13 protein-coding genes and 1 tRNA gene are annotated in these 17909 nt (G+C 71.5%); 10 read left to right on the top strand and 4 right to left on the bottom strand.

All coding sequences use genetic code 11. The annotated features are described in order from the left end of the window. The first annotated feature begins 56 nt into the window (after positions 1-56). Positions 57-4070 (top strand): FxSxx-COOH system tetratricopeptide repeat protein, encoded by a 4014-nt coding sequence (gene fxsT, locus ACZ6BB_RS27025; RefSeq protein ID WP_471617747.1) that lies wholly within the window; start codon positions 57-59, stop codon positions 4068-4070. Positions 4071-4097: 27 nt separating this feature from the next. Here fxsT and ACZ6BB_RS27020 read toward each other — a convergent pair whose 3' ends face one another. Continuing rightward, a complete protein-coding gene (locus ACZ6BB_RS27020) occupies positions 4098-4550 on the bottom strand; it encodes an ATP-binding protein (protein ID WP_471617746.1) in 453 nt (150 codons plus the stop codon). A 559-nt stretch (positions 4551-5109) separates the two neighbouring features. On the opposite strand from ACZ6BB_RS27020, the gene ACZ6BB_RS27015 reads away from it, so the two are divergent. From ACZ6BB_RS27015 to ACZ6BB_RS26975, 9 genes are all read left to right on the top strand, one after another. Next, the gene (locus ACZ6BB_RS27015) at positions 5110-5922 is read left to right on the top strand and encodes a hypothetical protein (protein ID WP_471617745.1); all 813 of its coding nucleotides are present in this window, start codon (positions 5110-5112) and stop codon (positions 5920-5922) included. 167 nt (positions 5923-6089) lie between these two features. Further along, positions 6090-6833 (top strand): YcnI family copper-binding membrane protein, encoded by a 744-nt coding sequence (locus tag ACZ6BB_RS27010; RefSeq protein WP_471617744.1) that lies wholly within the window; start codon positions 6090-6092, stop codon positions 6831-6833. 84 nt (positions 6834-6917) lie between these two features. Beyond that, on the top strand, positions 6918-7589 hold the full coding sequence (locus ACZ6BB_RS27005; protein ID WP_471617743.1) for an SCO family protein: 672 nt from the start codon (positions 6918-6920) through the stop codon (positions 7587-7589). Then, positions 7586-8050, top strand: a complete 465-nt coding sequence (locus ACZ6BB_RS27000) for a copper chaperone PCu(A)C (RefSeq protein ID WP_471617742.1) — start codon at positions 7586-7588, stop codon at positions 8048-8050. The genes ACZ6BB_RS27005 and ACZ6BB_RS27000 overlap by 4 nt, the downstream gene beginning before the upstream one ends. A 13-nt stretch (positions 8051-8063) precedes the next feature. Continuing rightward, positions 8064-10172, top strand: a complete 2109-nt coding sequence (locus ACZ6BB_RS26995; RefSeq protein ID WP_471617741.1) for a copper resistance CopC/CopD family protein — start codon at positions 8064-8066, stop codon at positions 10170-10172. Between the two features lie 8 nt (positions 10173-10180). Then, positions 10181-11722, top strand: a complete 1542-nt coding sequence (gene efeB, locus ACZ6BB_RS26990; protein ID WP_471617740.1) for an iron uptake transporter deferrochelatase/peroxidase subunit — start codon at positions 10181-10183, stop codon at positions 11720-11722. A 285-nt stretch (positions 11723-12007) separates the two neighbouring features. Then, positions 12008-12943, top strand: coding sequence for a prephenate dehydratase (gene pheA / locus ACZ6BB_RS26985; protein WP_013002307.1), 936 nt, complete (start codon positions 12008-12010; stop codon positions 12941-12943). 708 nt (positions 12944-13651) lie between these two features. After that, complete coding sequence (gene serS, locus ACZ6BB_RS26980; RefSeq protein WP_471617739.1) at positions 13652-14929, top strand: serine--tRNA ligase; 1278 nt, start codon at positions 13652-13654, stop codon at positions 14927-14929. Next, positions 14926-15825, top strand: a complete 900-nt coding sequence (locus ACZ6BB_RS26975) for an HAD family hydrolase (RefSeq protein ID WP_471617738.1) — start codon at positions 14926-14928, stop codon at positions 15823-15825. Before serS ends, ACZ6BB_RS26975 begins: the two co-directional genes overlap by 4 nt. Positions 15826-16274: 449 nt before the next feature. Here ACZ6BB_RS26975 and ACZ6BB_RS26970 read toward each other — a convergent pair. From ACZ6BB_RS26970 to ACZ6BB_RS26960, 3 genes are all read right to left on the bottom strand, one after another. Then, a tRNA-Ser gene (locus ACZ6BB_RS26970) sits at positions 16275-16358 on the bottom strand. Positions 16359-16643: 285 nt separating this feature from the next. After that, positions 16644-16964 carry an SGM_3592 family protein gene (locus ACZ6BB_RS26965; protein ID WP_471617869.1) on the bottom strand — a complete coding sequence of 107 codons (321 nt, stop codon included), beginning with the start codon at positions 16962-16964 and terminating at the stop codon, positions 16644-16646. Positions 16965-17189: 225 nt separating this feature from the next. Beyond that, on the bottom strand, positions 17190-17909 hold the full coding sequence (locus ACZ6BB_RS26960) for an ABC transporter permease (RefSeq protein ID WP_471617737.1): 720 nt from the start codon (positions 17907-17909) through the stop codon (positions 17190-17192).

Below are 17909 nucleotides of genomic sequence, written 5' to 3'. Positions count from 1 at the left end.
ACGGGAGCACGGGAGCACGGCAAGGGCGGGTCGCAGAGGGCGGAGGACGGCGGGCCATGACGGAGAACCGCAACGGCACGGTGATCACGTTCTACTCGTACAAGGGCGGCACCGGGCGAACGATGACGCTCGCGAACGTGGCGTGGATCCTGGCCGCGGGCGGACACCGCGTCCTGGCCGTCGACTGGGACCTGGAGGCCCCCGGCCTGCACAAGTTCTTCCACCCCTTCCTGAACCCCGCGATGCTCCGGGCGACGCCCGGACTGAGCAACCTCATCGGCGACTACCGCCGCGAGGCGCTGCGCGACCTGCCCGGCCGCGCCCCGGACTGGCACCGCCGGTACGCCCGCGTCCGGCCGCACGCCCTGACCCTCGACTGGGCGTTCCCCGACGGCGGCAGCCTGGACTTCCTGTCCGCCGGCCGCCGGCACGACGACTACCCGATGATCGGCAACATGGACTGGGACCTCTTCTACTCCAGTTACGGCGGCGGCCGGTTCTTCGAGGCGATGCGCGCGGACATGCGGCGCCACTACGACTACACGCTGATCGACAGCCGTACCGGTCTCAGCGACCTCGCCGACGTCTGCACCGTGCAGATGCCCAACACCCTGGTCGTCTGCTACACCCTCAGCGGCCAGAGCATCGAGGGCGCCGCGGCCGTCGCACAGAGCGTCAGGGAGCGGTTCGGCCACAAGGGCATCCGCATCCTGCCGCTCGCCATGCGCATCGACCTCGGTGAGAAGGACAAGCTCGACGCGGGACGCGCCCTGGCCCGGGAGCGCTTCGCCGGGCTGCCGGCCGGCCTGGACGGCGAGCGGCTCACCGACTACTGGTCGTCGATGGAGGTCCTCTACCAGCCGTACTACGCCTACGAGGAGATCCTCGCGGCCTTCGGCGACCCGCCGAAGACGGCCAACTCCATGCTGAGCGCCTGCGAAAGGGTCACCTCCGTCGTCTCCGAGGGCAGGGTCACCCGGCTGCCCGTGATCGGCGAGGAGAAGCGGGCCCGGTACAAGGCCGCGTACACCCGCAGGCGGCCGCTGCCCGTCTCCCGGCTGGTGCTGTACTACGTCTCCGAGGACCGGATGTGGGTGGACTGGCTGGAGTCGGTGCTGCGCGGCGCGGGCTTCGAGGTGGTGCCGATGGACGTCCGGGAACTGCCGCAGCACGCCGACGGGATGCCCGGGGAGGAGGGCCGCACCGGGACCGGCACGGGCGGTGAGGACACGGACGCGGACGCGGACGGCGACTCGGAACGGCTGCTCGCCGTGGTCTCCCCCGCGTTCCTCAACTCCCGGCGGGCCCGCCGGGCCTGGGACGACGCGGTGCGCGCCGGGGGGCGCAAGCCCCGCAACCGGCCGGTCGCGGTGCGGGTCGACGACGTCCGGCTCAGCCTGCCGCACTCCGGCCGGGGTGCCATCGACCTGACCCGGCTGGACGAGGAGCGGGCGTACACCACACTGCTGACCGGCCTCGACCATCCGGACATCCTGCCCGCGCCGCCCGGCGGCACCGCCCGCTTCCCCAACACCGGCACGCGGATCTCCAACGTCCAGCCCCGCTACCCGTGGTTCACCGGTCGCTCACCGATCCTGGACCGCCTGCGTGAACGCCTGGTCAGCGGCCGCTCCGGACAGCGGCTGCCGCAGGTGCTGCACGGCTTGGGCGGGGTGGGCAAGTCACAGCTGGCCCGCGAGTACGCGCACCGGTTCAAGGCGGACTACGACCTGGTCTGGTGGATCGACGCCGAGCAGCCGGACCTGGTCCTGCCGAAGGTCGCCGCGCTCGCCCAGGAGCTGGACCTGCCCGTCGGCGACGACGTCGCCGAGGCGGCCGAGGCGGCGATGGCGGCGCTGCGGCACGGGGACCCGTGCCAGCGCTGGCTGCTGATCTTCGACAACGTCCCCGACCTGGACAAGGCGTTGCACCTCTTCCCGGAGCGTTCCGCGCCCCTGCCCGACCACGTCTACGGCCATGTCCTGGTCACCACCCGGGCCCGGCCCGCCTCGACCGCCGTCCAGTCCCTGGAGATGGAGGTCTTCACCCGCGAGGAGAGTGTGGAGCACCTGTGCCGCCGGGTGCCGGGACTGCGCGAGGACGACGCGGACCGGGTCGCCGACGCGCTGGGCGACCTGCCGCTCGCCGTGGAGGTCGCGGCGGCCTGGCTGGAGACGACGGCCACCCCGGTGCAGGAGTACATCGAGCAGCTGCGGGAGCAGTCCACGCGGGTGCTGTCCGTGCAGGAGGCTGTGGACGCGGTCGAGTACCCGTCCTCCGTGGGCGCCACCTGGAACATCTCCATCGCCCGGCTGCGCGAGGAGTCACCGGCCGCCGCCCGGCTCCTGGAACTGTGCGCCTTCTTCGCCGCCGAGCCCATCTCGATGTCCCTGATCAGCAGCGACGCGATGATCGACGCGCTCCTCCCGTACGACCGCGACCTGCGGGCGCGTTACATGCTCGGCCGGGTCACCCAGGCCCTGAACCGCCTCGCGCTCGCCAAGGTCGACTCGGCCGACAACTCGATCCAGGTGCACCGGCTGGTGCAGGCGGCGGTGCGCGACAGCCTGGACGACCAGCGGCACCTGGAGACCATGCACGAGGTGCACCGCATCCTCGCCGCCGCACGGCCCAGCGAGGGCGCCGTGGACGATCCGGCGCAGTGGCCCGGTCTGGAGGTGATCTGGCCCCATCTGACCCCGTCGAACATCCGTTCCTGCACCAAGGACGAGCCGCGTCAGCTGATGGTGGACCGCGTCCGCTATCTGGGCAGGCGCGGCGAGCTGCAGGCCGCGCGGACCCTGGCCACCCAGCTGCACGAACTGTGGACCGACGCGTTCGGGGACCGGGACGACGAGCAGATCCTGAACCTGCGCTTCCAGCTGGCCAACGTGCTGCGGGCCCAGGGCGACTACCAGGCCGCCGTCGCCATGGACGAGAGCACCCGGGACGGCAGGAGGCGGCTGTTCGGCGAGGCCCATCCGACCGTGCTCATCGCCTCCGGCAGCGTCGCCGCCGACTACCGGGCCCTGGGCCGGTTCAAGGAGGCCCTGGAGCTGGACACACGGATCCACCAGGGCTTCGCGGCCGTCTTCGGCGAGGACCATCCGCGGACCCTGTCCGCCGCCAACAACCTCGCCATCGACTTCCGGCTGGCCGGCGACAGCGAGGCCGCGCGCCGGCTCGACGAGGACACGGTCCGCCGCCGCACCGCGCTGCTGGGCCCGACGCACCCGTACACCCTGGCCACCAAGGGGCTCCACGCGCGCGATCTGCGCGACCTCGGCGACTACCGGACCTCCGCCGAGTTCCTGCGCGAGGTCCGCGAGGGGTTCGAGCAGGTGTTCAACCCGGGCGTACCGGAGGTCCTCCAGGCCGACAAGAGCCTCGCCGTCTCCCTGCGCAAGGCGGGCCGCACCGCCGAGGCGCTGCGGATCACGGAGGAGACCTGGAAGACGTACGCCCGCTACCACGACCGCTACGGCAGCACGATCCCCGAGGTCCTCGCCTGCGGGCTCAACCTCGCCGCCGACTACTACGCCACGGACGCCGAGGACGGTCCCGCGCGGGCCGTCCGCCAGGTCGAGGAGGTGCTCGACGGGTACCGGGACTCGTTCGGCGCCGAGCACCCGTTCACCATGTACTGCTTCAACAACCTCGCCATGTACCACCGGGCCCTCGGCAACACGGAGACGGCCGAGGAGCTGAGCCGCCACGCCCGCGACTGTCTGGCCGCCACCCTCGGGGACGACCATCCGTCCGTCCTGTCCGCCGGCCTCAACCTGGCCAACACCTACGGCGACCGCGGGCTGCACGACCGGGCGGAGCACTGGGAACGCCGGGCCGTGGACGGACTGCGCCGGCGGTTCGGCCCGGACCACCCCGATGTGCTGGTCGGCATGGGCAATCTGGCGGTCACCCTGCGGGACACCGGCCGGGAGGAGGCCGTGCAGCTCCAGGAGAAGGCGGTGACCCGGCTGACCCATCTGCTGGGCAGAGCCCACCCGGTCACCACGCTGGTCCGGTCCTGGCAGCGCGTCGGACGGGACCTGGAGCCGCACCAGATCTGACGCGGGCCGGGGGTGGGTACGAGGGCGTTACACCGCCACCAGCGGGGCGTCCTCGCGCCACTTCAGGATCTTGTCGAAGCTGACGACCGCGCCGCCGTGATCCGGTTTGTTGCCGATGTGGACGTGGTCGGCGAGTTCGCGGATGAGACACAGTCCGCGGCCGTTCTCGGCGTCGGCGTGGGCCTGGGCCGGGCGGACCGGCGGGCGGTGCGGGAAGCCGGGTCCGGAGTCCGCGACCTCGATACGGCACTTCTCGCCGTCGAGGTAGGCGGTGACCCGGTACGCCTCGGTGGTGGCGCCGGCCGAGATCCCACCGCCGTGCTCGACAGCGTTGGCGCAGGCTTCACTGAGGGCGACGGAGAGGTCGTAGGAGACGTCCGGGTCGACGCCCGCCGTCTCCATCGTGCCGATCAGCAGCCGCCGGGCGAGCGGCACGCTCGCAGCCTCACGCCGCAGATGGAGTGACCACCAGATGCTCATGCTCCAGCCTCCAGGCCGCGGCTCGACATACCGTTACGTATTGCCGCCGAGAGCACCGCGCAATCGCCCGGGCGCGGTCTGTCCGCCCATACGGCGGATGCGCACCCCGCGCATTCGGTGTATGCGGACGAAACTCTTCCGAATCACCTGCCCCTCCGTGCACACCAGGCCATGGCTTGGCAGCCGGGGGGCGACGTTCTCAGGTACCTGGAGAGCCTGGCATTCCAGGGGTACGTAGGCGGCGCTGCCCCGGAGGCACGAGCCCTGCCGTGGCCTCCGGGTACCTTCCAGGCCGCCGGACATCCCTGCCCCCAGGCGCGCGGGGAACTGCGCGACCAGCCCCCACCCGCCCCGCACCCACCCGCCGACCGACCGCCTGCCGCCCCCCTCAGCCCGCCCGGCCTCCGACCGACCCCTCACCCGCCGACCGACCGTCGGCCGACCCCCCACTCAGCCCGCGCCCGAGCCCCCACCTGAACACCGCCCCCCTCACCCCCGTACCTCCCGCCGTGAACCCGCCGAACCCAGCGGAGCGCCCCGGTGCGATGATGGGCCCGCCATGACTGCCCCCCGCCCACAGCGGCCGACCACCCCGCGCCCCGCGCGCGCCGGAGGTGAACTCCGGGTCCTTCGGGCCGCGGTGTTCGCCGCGGTCTGTGTCGCGCTGGCCGCGGCCGGCCACGCCCTCGCCTCGTGCGCGGCGATCCCGCTGTGGACCCTGGGCGTCGGTTTCGTCGGCGTCTTCTCCGTCGCGGCCGCTCTGGCCGGACGGGAACGCTCCCTGCCGGGCATCGCGGCGACGCTGGCGGTGGGCCAGACCCTGCTGCACAGTCTGTTCGGACTGGGCCAGCACGGGCCGACGGCCGCCTCACGGACCGCGGAGGCCATGGACGCGGCGCTCGTGGAGCGCGCCGCCCGCTTCGTGTGCGGTACGACCGCGGCGGCCCTGAGCCCCGCCCAGGCCCAGCGGATCCTGGTCGACGCCGGGGTCGGCGGCGCGCACGCCGCGCACACGCCGGCGGACATGACGACCGCGACGGGCTCCTCCGCCACCCTGCTGCCGTCGCTGCCCATGATGCTCGGCCATGTGCTCGCGGCCGTGGCCGCCGGATGGCTGCTCCGCCACGGCGACTTGGCGCTGCTGCGCCTGGCCCGCCTGTCGGCCCAGGAGCCGCCCGTACGGTCCCTGCGCGGCGCGTTCGCGCTGGCGCGGGTCCTGCGGACCGGGCTTCCGAGTGCGCCGGAGGCCGCGCCTCGCGCTCCGCGCGCCGGGTACGCGGCGCCCGCGACCCTGCGGACGACCGCCCTCCAGCACACGCTCGTCCGGCGCGGCCCCCCGCCCGCCGCCCCCTTCTTCGCCCTCGCCGCCTGACACGACGCCCGCTCACTCCACACCTGGGAGAGGGAGTCCGTCGTACGGCGTCGACGCACGCGCGCATCCGCCTCGGCCCCGGGCTCGGTCCCGGCAGCCGTCCACAGCGCGCGCACCCCTCGTCCTCCTCTCTCCTCTTCCTCACTCACTGTGGAGTGTCACCAGTCATGAAGGCTTCTCGTGTCGCCGCCGTCGGCGCCCTCGCCGGTTCCGCCGTCCTCCTCCTGTCCGGTCCCGCGTTCGCGCACGTCAGCGTCGCGGCGGAAGGCGCCGCGGCCAAGGGCGGATACGCGACCGTCAACTTCAAGGTCCCCAACGAGCGCGACGACGCCACGACCACCAAGCTCGAGGTGAACTTCCCGACCGACCACCCGCTCGCCTCGGCCCAGCCGGAGGCCGTCCCGGGCTGGGACATCAAGGTCACCAAGGCCAAGCTCGACAAGCCCCTCGAACTGCACGGCGAACAGATCGACGAGGCCATCTCCAAGATCACGTGGACCGCCGACGGGGCCGGCATCAAGGCCGGCTTCTTCCAGAAGTTCCCGGTCTCCGTCGGCCAGCTCCCCGAGAACACCGACGAACTGGTCTTCAAGGCGATCCAGACGTACTCCAACAAGGAGGTCGTCCGCTGGATCGAGGTGCCCAAGGACGGCGAGGAGGAGCCCGAGAACCCGGCCCCCGTGCTCGCGCTGTCGGCCGCCACCGGAGACCACCACGGCTCGTCCGCCTCCACCGCCTCCGACGAGTCCGAGGACGCCGACGACGCCAAGGCCGCGTCGAACGAGACCGCCGCCGAGCCCGCCGCCACGAGCGACACCACCGCCCGTGTCCTCGGCGTCGTCGGCATCGTCGTCGGCGCCGCGGGTGTCGCCTACGGCGTCCTGGCCGGCCGCCGGCGCACGAACGCCTGAGTCTCCGGCTTCCCGGCCCTCCCCCTCGGCGCGCACGTGTACGTCCCCGTGCGCGCCGGGGCTCGAACCAACTGGACATCCTCCATGCACACGAACACGAAGAAGAAGACGTTCGCGGCCGGCGCCCTGCTGGTCGCGGCCGTCCTGAGCCTCTCGGCCTGCGGCACGGGCGACGCCTCCACGACGTCGGTCGCCGAGGTCTCCGACACCGGCCCCCAGAAGCCCTTCACGGTCCTCGACCAGCCGTTCACCAAGCCGGATCTGGTCCTCACCGACACCCACGGCAAGCCGTACGACCTCCGCAAGGAGACCGAGGGCAAGCCGACGCTGATCTACTTCGGCTACACCAACTGCCCCGACGTCTGCCCGCTGACCATGAACAACCTGGCGGTCGCGAAGAAGGAGGTGGCGAAGAAGGTGCCGAAGTCGGAGCTGGCGAACCTCCGGCTGGTCTTCGTCACCACCGACCCCGAGCGGGACACCGCGGCGGAACTCGGCAAGTGGCTCAAGGGCATCGACCCCGAGATCGTCGGCCTGACCGGCGACTTCGACGACATCCAGCAGGGCGCCCTCCGCCTCGGCATCTCCATCGACGCACCCGCCAAGAAGAACGGCAAGATCGTCTCCCAGCACGGCACCCAGGTCATCGCGTTCTCGCCGAAGACCGACGGGGGCTATGTGCTGTACGACGACGACGCCACCGTGCAGGACTACGAGAAGGACCTGCCGAAGCTGCTCAAGGGCGAGAACCCGTGAGGTCTCGACTCGCCGGCCCCGTCCTGGTCACGACCGCGCTCGTCCTGGCCGGGTGCGGTTCGAGCGGCTCCTCTTCCGACTCCTCCGCCGCGAAGCTGGCCGTGAAGTCCGCCTACATGCCCCAACCCGTCACGGACTCCCTGGCGGCCGGCTATCTCGTCATCGAGAACGACGGCGGCAAGGCGGACGAGCTGACCTCCGTCACCAGCGACATCGCCCAGGACGTCACCGTGCACGAGACCACCGGGCAGTCGATGCAGGAGGTCACCGGCCTGAAGGTCCCCGCCGACGGCGAACTCGTGCTCAAGAGCGGCGGAAACCACCTGATGTTCGAGAACCTGAAGCGCAAGCCGAAGGAGGGCGAGACGGTGTCCCTGCGCTTGAACTTCACCGAGTCCAAGGCCATCACGGTCGAGATGCCCGTGAAGTCGGCGACGTACCAGCCGACCAACGGGCGCTGAGGGAGGGAGCACCGTGAGCCGGTTGAGGCCGTTGCTGTTGCTGTTGTTCGCCGCCGTCGGGGTGCTGCTCTCCGGCGCCGTGCCCGTCTCCGCGCACGCCGCGCTGACCGGCAGCGACCCTCAGCAGGGGTCGGTGGTCCAGGACGCGCCCGACCAGGTGTCGCTCACCTTCTCCGAGAAGGTCGCGATGTCCGACGGCGCGGTGCGCGTGTACGACCCCAAGGGCAAGGAGGCCGACACCGGCAAGGTCACCGAACTGGGCGGCAACAGCTACTCGGTCGGTCTGCACTCGGGCCTGCCCGACGGCACCTTCACCGTCACCTACCAGGTCGTCTCGGCGGACAGCCACCCCGTCTCCGGAGCCTTCACCTTCTCCGTGGGGGCACCCTCCAAGACGACGGTGGCGGTACCCGAGCAGCAGGCCGGCGGCGGGGTCGTCGGCGGTCTCTACGGGTTCGCGCGCTACCTGTCGTACGCCGGTTTCATCGTGCTGGTCGGCGGCGCGGCCTTCGTGCTGGCCTGCTGGCAGCGCGGTGCCGGGGTGCGGCCCGTGCAGCGGCTCGTGGTCTCCGGCTGGCTCACACTGACCACCGCCACCCTCTCCATGCTGCTGCTGCGCGGCTCCTACACCGGCTCCGGCAAGCTGGGCGACGTCTTCGACCTCGACCTTCTGAGCCAGGTCCTCCAGACGAAGACGGGCGCCGCCCTCGTCTCCCGCCTGCTGCTGCTCGCCGCGGCGGCCCTGTTCATCGCGGTGCTGTTCGGCGCGTACGCACGGCGGGACGAAGAGGTCGAGGAGGTCGAGCAGGTCGAGGAGGTCGAGCAAGGACCCACGGGGCTCGGGAAGGCCAGAGAGCTCGGCGAGACCGGGGAAGCCGACTCCGCACCCGAGAGCCAGGACGAGGAGGAGGAAGAGGACGGGGACGAGGACGAGGACGACGGCTCCTTCCGACGGGACCTCACCCTCGGGCTGGCCATCGGCGGAGGCGTGGTCTCCACAGGTCTCGCCGCGAGCTGGGCGATGGCCGAACACGCCTCGACGGGAATCCAGACCGGCATCTCGATGCCCGTCGACATCCTGCACCTGCTGGCGGTCGCCGCCTGGCTGGGCGGCCTGGCGACACTGCTCGTGGCACTGTTCCGGGCACCGGCGGACGCACAGGTCGAGACCGAGGCCGTACGACGGTTCTCACGGGTCGCGTTCGCGAGTGTGCTGGTTCTGACCGCGACCGGCATCTACCAGTCGTGGCGCCAGGTCGGCACCTGGTCCGCGCTGACCGGCACCTCGTACGGGCAGTTGCTGCTCGTGAAGATCGGCCTGGTCGCCCTGCTGGTCGGGATCGCGTGGGTCTCCCGCCGGTGGACCGCGCAGCTGGCCGAAGCACCGGAGGCGGCGGAGACGGATGCCTCCGAGGCCGCGGCGAAGACGCGGGGCGCACAGGACACGGAAGCCGTGGTGGAGAAGGAGCCGGCGGCTGCGCATGCCACCGGTGGGTCCGCGGGGGGCACGGGCGGTGGTTCCGGAAACCGGGCCGACGAGGGTTCCGAGCGGGCCGCCCAGCTCGCCCGGCAGCGGGCGGCCGTGGCGAGCACCAGGGAGAAGCGCCTGCGGGACGCCGATCCCGGCCGTAGGGGACTTCGCCGGTCGGTACTGGCGGAGGCGGGTGTCGCCGTCGTCCTGCTCGCCGTCACGACGGCGCTGACCGCCGCGGAACCCGGCCGCACCGTGGAGGAGGCCAAGGCGGCGAACGCCGCCGTGCGGCAGGAGAACGAGACGTCGGGAGCCCTGGCGCTGGACATGTCGTTCGACACGGGCGGCAAGAACGGCAAGGGCGTGGCCCGGCTGCAGATCGACCCCGCGCGCGTGGGCGCCAACGAGATGCACGTCTACGTCCAGGGCCCGGACGGCAAACCCTTCGACGTCCCCGAAGTGAAGGTGGCCTTCACCCTGAAGGCCAAGGAGATCGGCCCCCTGCCCGTCGTCCCCGAGCGCGTCACCACCGGTCACTGGACGGCGAACGGCGTGCAGATCCCCATGGCGGGCGACTGGAACATCGAGATCACCGTACGGACATCTGAGATCGACCAGGTGACCGTCAGCAAGAACGCGAAGATCGGCTGAAACACACCATGGCTGACCAGGACCTTGTCCAAGGCGACTCCGTCACACCGGACGGGGCGCGCGGCAGTGACGGGAAGGCGGCCGGCGCCGGCGCCGGTGACAGCGTCGGTGCCGGACACGCGGCAGGCCCCGGAGGCGCGGTCGGTGCCGGACGCGCGGTCGGTGCCGGACGCGCCGTCGGTGCTGCACGCGCGGTCGATGCCGCACGGTCGCGCGCGGCCGAGGACGGCTCGCGGCCTCCGTCCGGCCCTTCGGGCACGGAGGGGAGCGGCGACACCTCAGCCGCCGGTGGCGCGATCTCGCGTCGCCTGCTGCTGGGCACCGCCGGCGCGACCGGACTAGCGCTGGGCACGGCAGGCGCCGCCGCAGGCTACGCGGCCGGGTCCTCCTCCTCGTCCTCCTCTGGCGAGAAGATCACGCCGCTCTCCTCCATCGGCGCGGGGGAGGAGAGGTTTCACGTGAAACATCAGCCGGGCATCACCACTCCCCTCCAGGCCCGTGGCCACCTCGTCGCGTTCGACCTGGCCGCCGGGGCGGGGCGCAAGGAGGCAGCCGCTCTGCTGCGCCGCTGGTCGGACACGGCCCGGCGACTGATGGCGGGCGAGCCCACGGCTCAGGACGACACCGATATCGCCCGTGACGCGGGACCGTCGTCGCTGACGGTCACCTTCGGGTTCGGACACAGCTTCTTCGCCCGTACCGGTCTGGAGAAGCAACGCCCCGACTCCCTGGATCCGCTGCCCGACTTCTCCTCGGACCAGCTCGACCGGACGCGCAGCAACGGCGACCTGTGGGTACAGATCGGGGCCGACGACGCGCTCGTCGCCTTCCACGCCCTGCGCGCGATCCAGAAGGACGCGGGCAGCGCGGCCCGGGTGCGCTGGCAGATGAACGGCTTCAACCGTTCGCCGGGCGCCACGGCCCACCCCATGACGGCACGCAACCTGATGGGTCAGATCGACGGCACCCGCAACCCGAAGCCGGCCGAGTCCGACTTCGACGAGCGGATCTTCGTGCCCGCGTCCGCCTCCCCGTCCACCTCCGGCGACCCGGCGTGGATGGCGAACGGCTCCTACGCCGTCGTACGCCGCATCCGCATGCTCCTGGACGACTGGGAACAGCTCTCGGTCAAGGCGCAGGAGGACGTCATCGGGCGGCGCAAGTCCGACGGCGCGCCTTTGAGCGGCGGCGAGAAGGCGACCGAGACGACCGCGATGGACCTGGAGAAGACCGACGCCCAGGGCAATCTGCTCGTGCCGATCAACGCGCACGCCCGTATCACCCGCCCCGATCAGAACGGCGGGGCGGCCATGCTCCGCCGCCCGTTCTCCTTCCACGACGGCATCGACGCGAAGGGGGTCCCCGACGCCGGCCTCCTCTTCGTCTGCTGGCAGGCCGACCCCCTCCGCGGCTTCGTCACCGTCCAACGCAAACTCGACCGCGGCGACGCGCTCTCCAAGTTCATCCGCCACGAGTCGAGCGGCCTCTTCGCGGTACCGGGGGGCGCGGCGGAGGGGGAGTACGTGGGGCAGCGGCTGCTGGAGAGCTGACCGGCCGGGCAAGCCACCCATTGACCGGTGGACGACCGGCCGGTGACCCGGCCGGGGGGTGGTGACCCGGCCGGGGGGGTGATGACCCGGCCGGTGGTTGGCGACCCAGTCGGTGGTTGGTGACCCGGCCGGTGGGTGCGGCCGCCCTCGGGACCTGGGGGACCGGGGCCCGGCGCCGGGCCCCGAGGAGGTGTGCGGGTGTCTCCGAGGGCTCTACGTCGCTCGCAGGAGTGGTGGGGCGACATGCGTGCGCTGGGGCCCCGCGAGGCCCATTAGGGTGAGCCCATGCCAGCCAGCTACGTGTACCTCGGCCCCGAGGGCACCTTCACCGAGGTCGCCCTGCGCACGCTGCCGGAGGCCGCGACCCGCGAGCTCGTCCCGATGGTGTCCGTTCCCGCAGCGCTCGACGCCGTCCGCAACGGCGAGGCCGAGGCAGCGTTCGTCCCGATCGAGAACTCCGTCGAGGGCGGCATCACGACCACCCTCGACGAGCTGGTCGCCGGTGCCCCGCTGATGATCTACCGCGAGGTGCTCCTCTCGATCACCTTCGCGCTGCTGGTCCGGCCGGGCACCAAGCTGTCGGAGATCAAGACGGTCACCGCGCATCCGGCCGCCCAGCCGCAGGTCCGCAACTGGATGAAGGCCAACCTCTCCCCGGACGTCGTCTGGGAATCCGCCGCCTCGAACGCCGACGGCGCCCGCCTCGTCCAGGAGGGCCGTTACGACGCCGCCTTCGCCGGGGAGTTCGCGGCCGCGCGGTACGGCCTGGAGGCGCTGCAGACCGAGATCCACGACGCGGAGAACGCCCAGACCCGGTTCGTCCTGGTCGGCCGCCCCGCCCGGCCCGCCGCACCGACGGGCTCCGACAAGACGTCCGTCGTCATCTGGCAGCGCGACGACCACCCCGGCGGGCTGCGCGATCTCCTCGGCGAATTCGCCGTCCGCGGCGTCAACCTCATGCTGCTGCAGTCCCGCCCGACCGGCGAGGGCATCGGCAACTACTGCTTCGCCATAGACGCCGAGGGCCATATCTCCGACCGCCGGGTGGCCGAGGCCCTGATGGGGCTCAAGCGGATCTGCCTCCAGGTCCGCTTCCTCGGTTCGTACCCGCGTGCGGACGCCGCCACCGCGAAGATCCGCCCCACGCTGCCGGGCACCTCGGAAGCCGAGTTCGTGGCGGCGGCGGACTGGGTGGCACGCTGCCAGGACGGCCGGTTCTAGCCGCGGGCTTCGGGACGGCGGGCCCCGAGCGGCCCGTCCGAGGGGCCCCTCTGAGCGGCCCCTGAGGCGGTCCCTCACCGACGTGAATCCAGGAGAGCACCTTCCCGGGGCCAGACCTGTGCGCCTGCCGCCGGTCCTACCTGCCTATTTTCTTTGTCCACAGAAGTTATCCACAGGGCGGCTTCTCGACCTGGGGACAAGTCGACAACACACCGCCACACAGTCGACAAATCCCCTTGGTGGCATCCAGTGCGTCCACAACCCCGTAGGTCACCCTTCGTCCATGCGTCTCCCCCCGTCAATCCTTTAGAGCGACCCATTTACCCACGAATCCACTCGAAAGTGGGCGTGAAGGCGGTTTGAGCCGGGAATCCTCAAGTCGGCCTCCGGCCCCCCTGACGACCCTCCCCGTAGTCCACAGATCTTTCGCACAGCCTGTGGATAACTCTGCGGCATTGTGGACCACTGTGGACGGCCCAACCTCAAGTCCCCTACGCACCAAGGGAGTCGAGTCAACCAGGCGCCGCGATCACCCCCTCTTTCAGGGGTTCACGCTCACCTCATTGACTTTCCCCGCCTCGACAGCCGGTTCCCCTCGGCGCCGACTCCCCCTCTCTTCCTCATCGACATTCGGTGCGAAAACCTGCATAAGGGTCATGCGGTGAATTCGATTCGTGGGCCGGAACCACGCACCGGTAGCCTTGGAGGGTGATTGACCTTCGCCTGCTCCGTGAGGACCCCGACCGTGTGCGCGCGTCCCAGCGCGCCCGTGGAGAGGACGTCGCGCTCGTCGACTCCCTCCTGTCCGCCGACGAGCGGCGCAGGTCCTCCGGCGTCCGCTTCGACGAGCTCCGCGCCGAGCAGAGGTCGCTCGGCAAGCTGATCCCCAAGGCGTCCGCCGAGGAGAAGGCCGAGCTGCTCAAGCGCGCGGAACAGCTCAAGGCCGACGTCAAGGCCGCCGCCGCCGAGCGTGACGCGGCCGACACCGAGACCCAGGAGCTCCTCCTGCAGCTCGGCAACCTCGTCCACCCCGACGTCCCCGTCGGCGGCGAGGAGGACTTCGTCACGCTGGAGACGCACGGCGAGATCCGTGACTTCGCGGCCGAGGGCTTCGAGCCGAAGGACCACCTGGAACTCGGCACGATCCTCGGCGCCATCGACACCGAGCGCGGTGCCAAGGTCTCCGGCTCGCGCTTCTACTTCCTGACGGGTGTCGGGGCCCTACTCGAACTCGCCCTGGTCAACGCGGCGATCGCCCAGGCCACCGCCGCCGGCTTCACCCCGATGCTGACCCCGGCGCTGGTCCGTCCGCAGTCGATGGCCGGCACCGGCTTCCTCGGCCAGGCCGCCCAGGACGTGTACCACCTCGACAAGGACGACCTCTACCTGGTCGGCACCTCCGAGGTCGCGCTGGCGGCGTACCACATGGACGAGATCATCGACGCCGACCGCCTCCCCCTGCGCTACGCCGGCTTCTCCCCCTGCTTCCGCCGCGAGGCCGGTTCGCACGGCAAGGACACCCGGGGCATCTTCCGCGTCCACCAGTTCGACAAGGTCGAGATGTTCTCGTACGTCGCGCCGGAGGACTCCCAGGCCGAGCACCAGCGCCTGCTGGACTGGGAGAAGCAGTGGCTGACGTCGCTGGAACTGCCCTTCCGCGTCATCGACGTCGCCTCCGCCGACCTCGGCTCCTCGGCCTCGCGCAAGTTCGACTGCGAGGCGTGGATCCCGACCCAGGGCAAGTACCGCGAGCTGACCTCGACCTCCGACTGCACCGAGTTCCAGTCGCGCCGTCTGCAGATCCGCGTCCGTGACGGCAAGCAGGTCAAGCCGCTGGCCACGCTCAACGGCACGCTCTGCGCCGTCCCGCGCACGATCGTGGCCATCCTGGAGAACCACCAGCAGGCCGACGGCTCCGTCCGCGTCCCCGAGGTCCTGCGGCCGTACCTGGGCGGCCGCGAGGTACTGGAGCCGGTGGCCAAGTGAGCGAGGCGGCTGCCGCCGGAGGTACCACGGACTCCGGGACGACCGCGGCGTCCGGAACGACGGAGACGCCCGAGGTCCGCACATCTTCCGTGCGGCCCTCGGGCTTCCCGTACAAGCTGATCGCCACCGACCTCGACGGAACGCTTCTGCGCTCCGACGACTCCATCTCCCGACGCACCCGTGAGGCGCTCACCGCGGCCACCGCCGTGGGCGCCGCCCACATCGTCGTCACAGGCCGGGCCGTCCCGTGGACTCGCCACATCCTCGACGACCTCGGCTACACGGGCCTGGCCGTCTGCGGCCAGGGTGCCCAGGTCTACGATGCCGGAGAGCACCGTCTGCTCACGGCCGTCACCCTGGACCGGCAGCTCGCCGCCGTGGCCCTCGCCAAGATCGAGGCGGCGGTGGGCCCTCTGCATCTGGCGGCCAGCCGGGCCGGCCTGGAAGGCGAGGTACTCGTCGGCCCCGGTTACGCCCTGCACGGTTCCCTCCCCACCACCCCGCTCACGGACGTGTCCGACCTCTGGGCGGCCCCGCTGAACAAGATCTACATACAGCACCCCACCCTGACCACCGACGAACTCGCCGAAGCCTCCCGCCAGACCGCCGGCGGCTTCGTCACGGTCGCCATGGCCGGCGAGGGCATCGTCGAACTCCTCCCTCTCGGCCTCACCAAGGCCACCGGTCTCTCCCTCGCCGCCCGCCGCCTCGGCACGAAGCGCACCGACACCATCGCCTTCGGCGACATGCCCAACGACATCCCCATGTTCACCTGGTCCACCCACGGCGTGGCCATGGCCAACGCTCATGCCGACCTCAAGGCCGTCGCCGACGAGGTGACCACCTCCAACGACGACGACGGCATCGCCGAGGTACTGGACCGCCTGCTCGGCTAGCCACCGCCCGACCTCACGGCGCCCAGCCGGAACACACCGAGGACGGGCCGGCCGCACGGGCGTCGGCGCCGGACGTCGGCACGGGGCGCGCTCGCCGTACGAGCCACCGGCCCACCGGGAGGCCGACGCCACCGGCACCAGGTGGCCGCTGGAGCGAACGGCGGTGAGACCGCGCGGTAGCGGACGGCGGTGCGAGCGTGTGCCGGGGACGGAGCCGACGATGCCGGGCGCCGCGACATGTGGGGTGGCAGCCGAGCCCTCTGGTGGGACGGGTACGCGGCGCGCGTGCCCCGGCGTCTCTGCAGGGTGGCACAGCGGGCTGCACCAGCGCTCCCCAAGCTCTGTCGCGCCACCGACCCCGCAGGCACAACCTGGCCCCAGCGCGACCGGGGTGCTCGACACATACACCGGCCCAGCAGTCCGGCCAGGTCACAGCGACAGCAAAACGGCGGAGGATGCACGGATCGAACGTGCGCGGGCAAAACCCGACCACGGCTTAGCAAGCCGGTGCCTTACCACTCGGCCAATCCTCCGGGTGGGCGGCCCACGCGAAGCGATTCGCGCGCTCGAAGCGGCCGCCCCGGGCAACCCCCCGCTGGGGGCGCGGACTCGACGGAGGGGTAACTACTCCGGAACCCGCCGTGGGCTGCCCTGCAGGGAACTCGACGTACTGCGCCTGAAGGACAGCATCGCCGGGCTCCTCTCCCAGAACGTGACGCCGACTCGATCCGGCGACCTGGACATCAACCACTGTGCCCGGCAGCCGAGTTGTCCGCCACCGAATATCCCTCGCCCGGGCCGCCGCCCCACGGGGACGGTCACCGTCGGCGCCACCTGCGGCGCCGTGCCTTGCTGAAGAACCACCCGGCGGGCGGCTCGTCCGAACGCCAGGGCTGAGGATCAGGGGCCTCCTGCCGCCAACGCGCCGCGAGCATCCGGGCCCGCGCCGACGGCTCGGCGGTCTCGGCGTCCCGTACGAAGTCCTCGTCCAGCACGACGTCGTCCCAAGCGCCCTGCCCTGCGACCGCTCCTCGCCCGGATCCCTCCGTGGCACCCGGTACCCCGCCGGAGCCGGAACCCGGGCCGTCCCAGAGGCGCGCGCCTGCCGTGACTCCGCCTTCGGAGCCCTCCGCGGACAAGGAGCCCGCGCCGTCCTCGCCCGCGCCGACGGTCGTCGTCCTCGGTGCGTCGCCGTCCTCGGGCGCCACCTCTGTCGCCATCCCCGTGCCTCCTGCCTCCGGGCCGCCCCTTCCGGCCGCGTATGCCCCCGTGTTTCCGCTCGCCCGGTCTGCCCGGACGAGCGTGAAGCCCTGGTCAAGATCAGAAAGGTGGGTCTCCGGGGCTGAGCGCCCCGGAGGGTGCCGTCACTCCTCGCCGGCCAGCTTCAGTGTCCGCAGCTTCTGCCCCGCGTACCAGGTCGCTCCCGCCGTGACCACCGTCAGCAGAACCACCGCGGTCGGCAGCCCCACATCGGACGTCACCAGACCGCCATCGGTGACTTTCTGAGCGACGGCGAGTGCCCACTGCTGAACACTGAGCGTGCGGGCCCCCTCCACCAGGGACCCGAAGAGCGTCTCCCAGACGAGTGCGTACACCAGCCCGAAGACGACCGCGTGCCGCGTGACCGTACCCAGGAGCAGGAACATCGCCGCGTACGCGATCGAGGCGACCAGCGCCGCCACCGTGTAGGCGACCGCGACCTGTTGTCCGTTGCCGTTCAGGATCAGGCCCGCGACGAGTGTCGGAACGGCCGAGAACGCCATGGTCACCGCGATGGCCACGATCAGCTTGGTGAAGATGATCGTCGGGCGCTTCACCGGCTTCGCCAGCAGATACACCACGGAGCCGTCGTCGATCTCCGGCCCGATCGCACCGGTCCCGGCGATGACGCCGATGATCGGGACCATCGTGGCGAGGGCGAACCCGCCGAGGAGGTCCGCGGCCACTTGGTCGTCGGCTCCGCTCAGGGCGCGTACGGCCACCGAGAGCACGATCAGCAGGGCGGGAAGCGCACTGAGAATGAGGGCCCGACGGCGGCCGAGCAGAGCCCGGTAGGTGAGCCGGGCGACTGTGGGGTCGTACAT

Source organism: Streptomyces sp. NPDC041108 (genome assembly GCF_055592645.1).
Note: the sequence above shows the minus strand (reverse complement) of the source record. Positions and strands in the feature narration are given on the sequence as shown.

Excerpts from the sequence above, each read along its gene's own strand:
- ACZ6BB_RS27015 (WP_471617745.1), top strand. The coding sequence starts at position 5,110 with ATGACTGCCCCCCGCCCACAGCGGCCGACCACCCCGCGCCCCGCGCGC.
- fxsT (WP_471617747.1), top strand. The coding sequence starts at position 57 with ATGACGGAGAACCGCAACGGCACGGTGATCACGTTCTACTCGTACAAG.
- efeB (WP_471617740.1), top strand. The coding sequence starts at position 10,181 with ATGGCTGACCAGGACCTTGTCCAAGGCGACTCCGTCACACCGGACGGG.
- ACZ6BB_RS27020 (WP_471617746.1), bottom strand. The coding sequence starts at position 4,550 with ATGAGCATCTGGTGGTCACTCCATCTGCGGCGTGAGGCTGCGAGCGTG.
- ACZ6BB_RS27010 (WP_471617744.1), top strand. The coding sequence starts at position 6,090 with ATGAAGGCTTCTCGTGTCGCCGCCGTCGGCGCCCTCGCCGGTTCCGCC.
- pheA (WP_013002307.1), top strand. The coding sequence starts at position 12,008 with ATGCCAGCCAGCTACGTGTACCTCGGCCCCGAGGGCACCTTCACCGAG.
- ACZ6BB_RS27005 (WP_471617743.1), top strand. The coding sequence starts at position 6,918 with ATGCACACGAACACGAAGAAGAAGACGTTCGCGGCCGGCGCCCTGCTG.
- ACZ6BB_RS26960 (WP_471617737.1), bottom strand. The coding sequence starts at position 17,909 with ATGTACGACCCCACAGTCGCCCGGCTCACCTACCGGGCTCTGCTCGGC.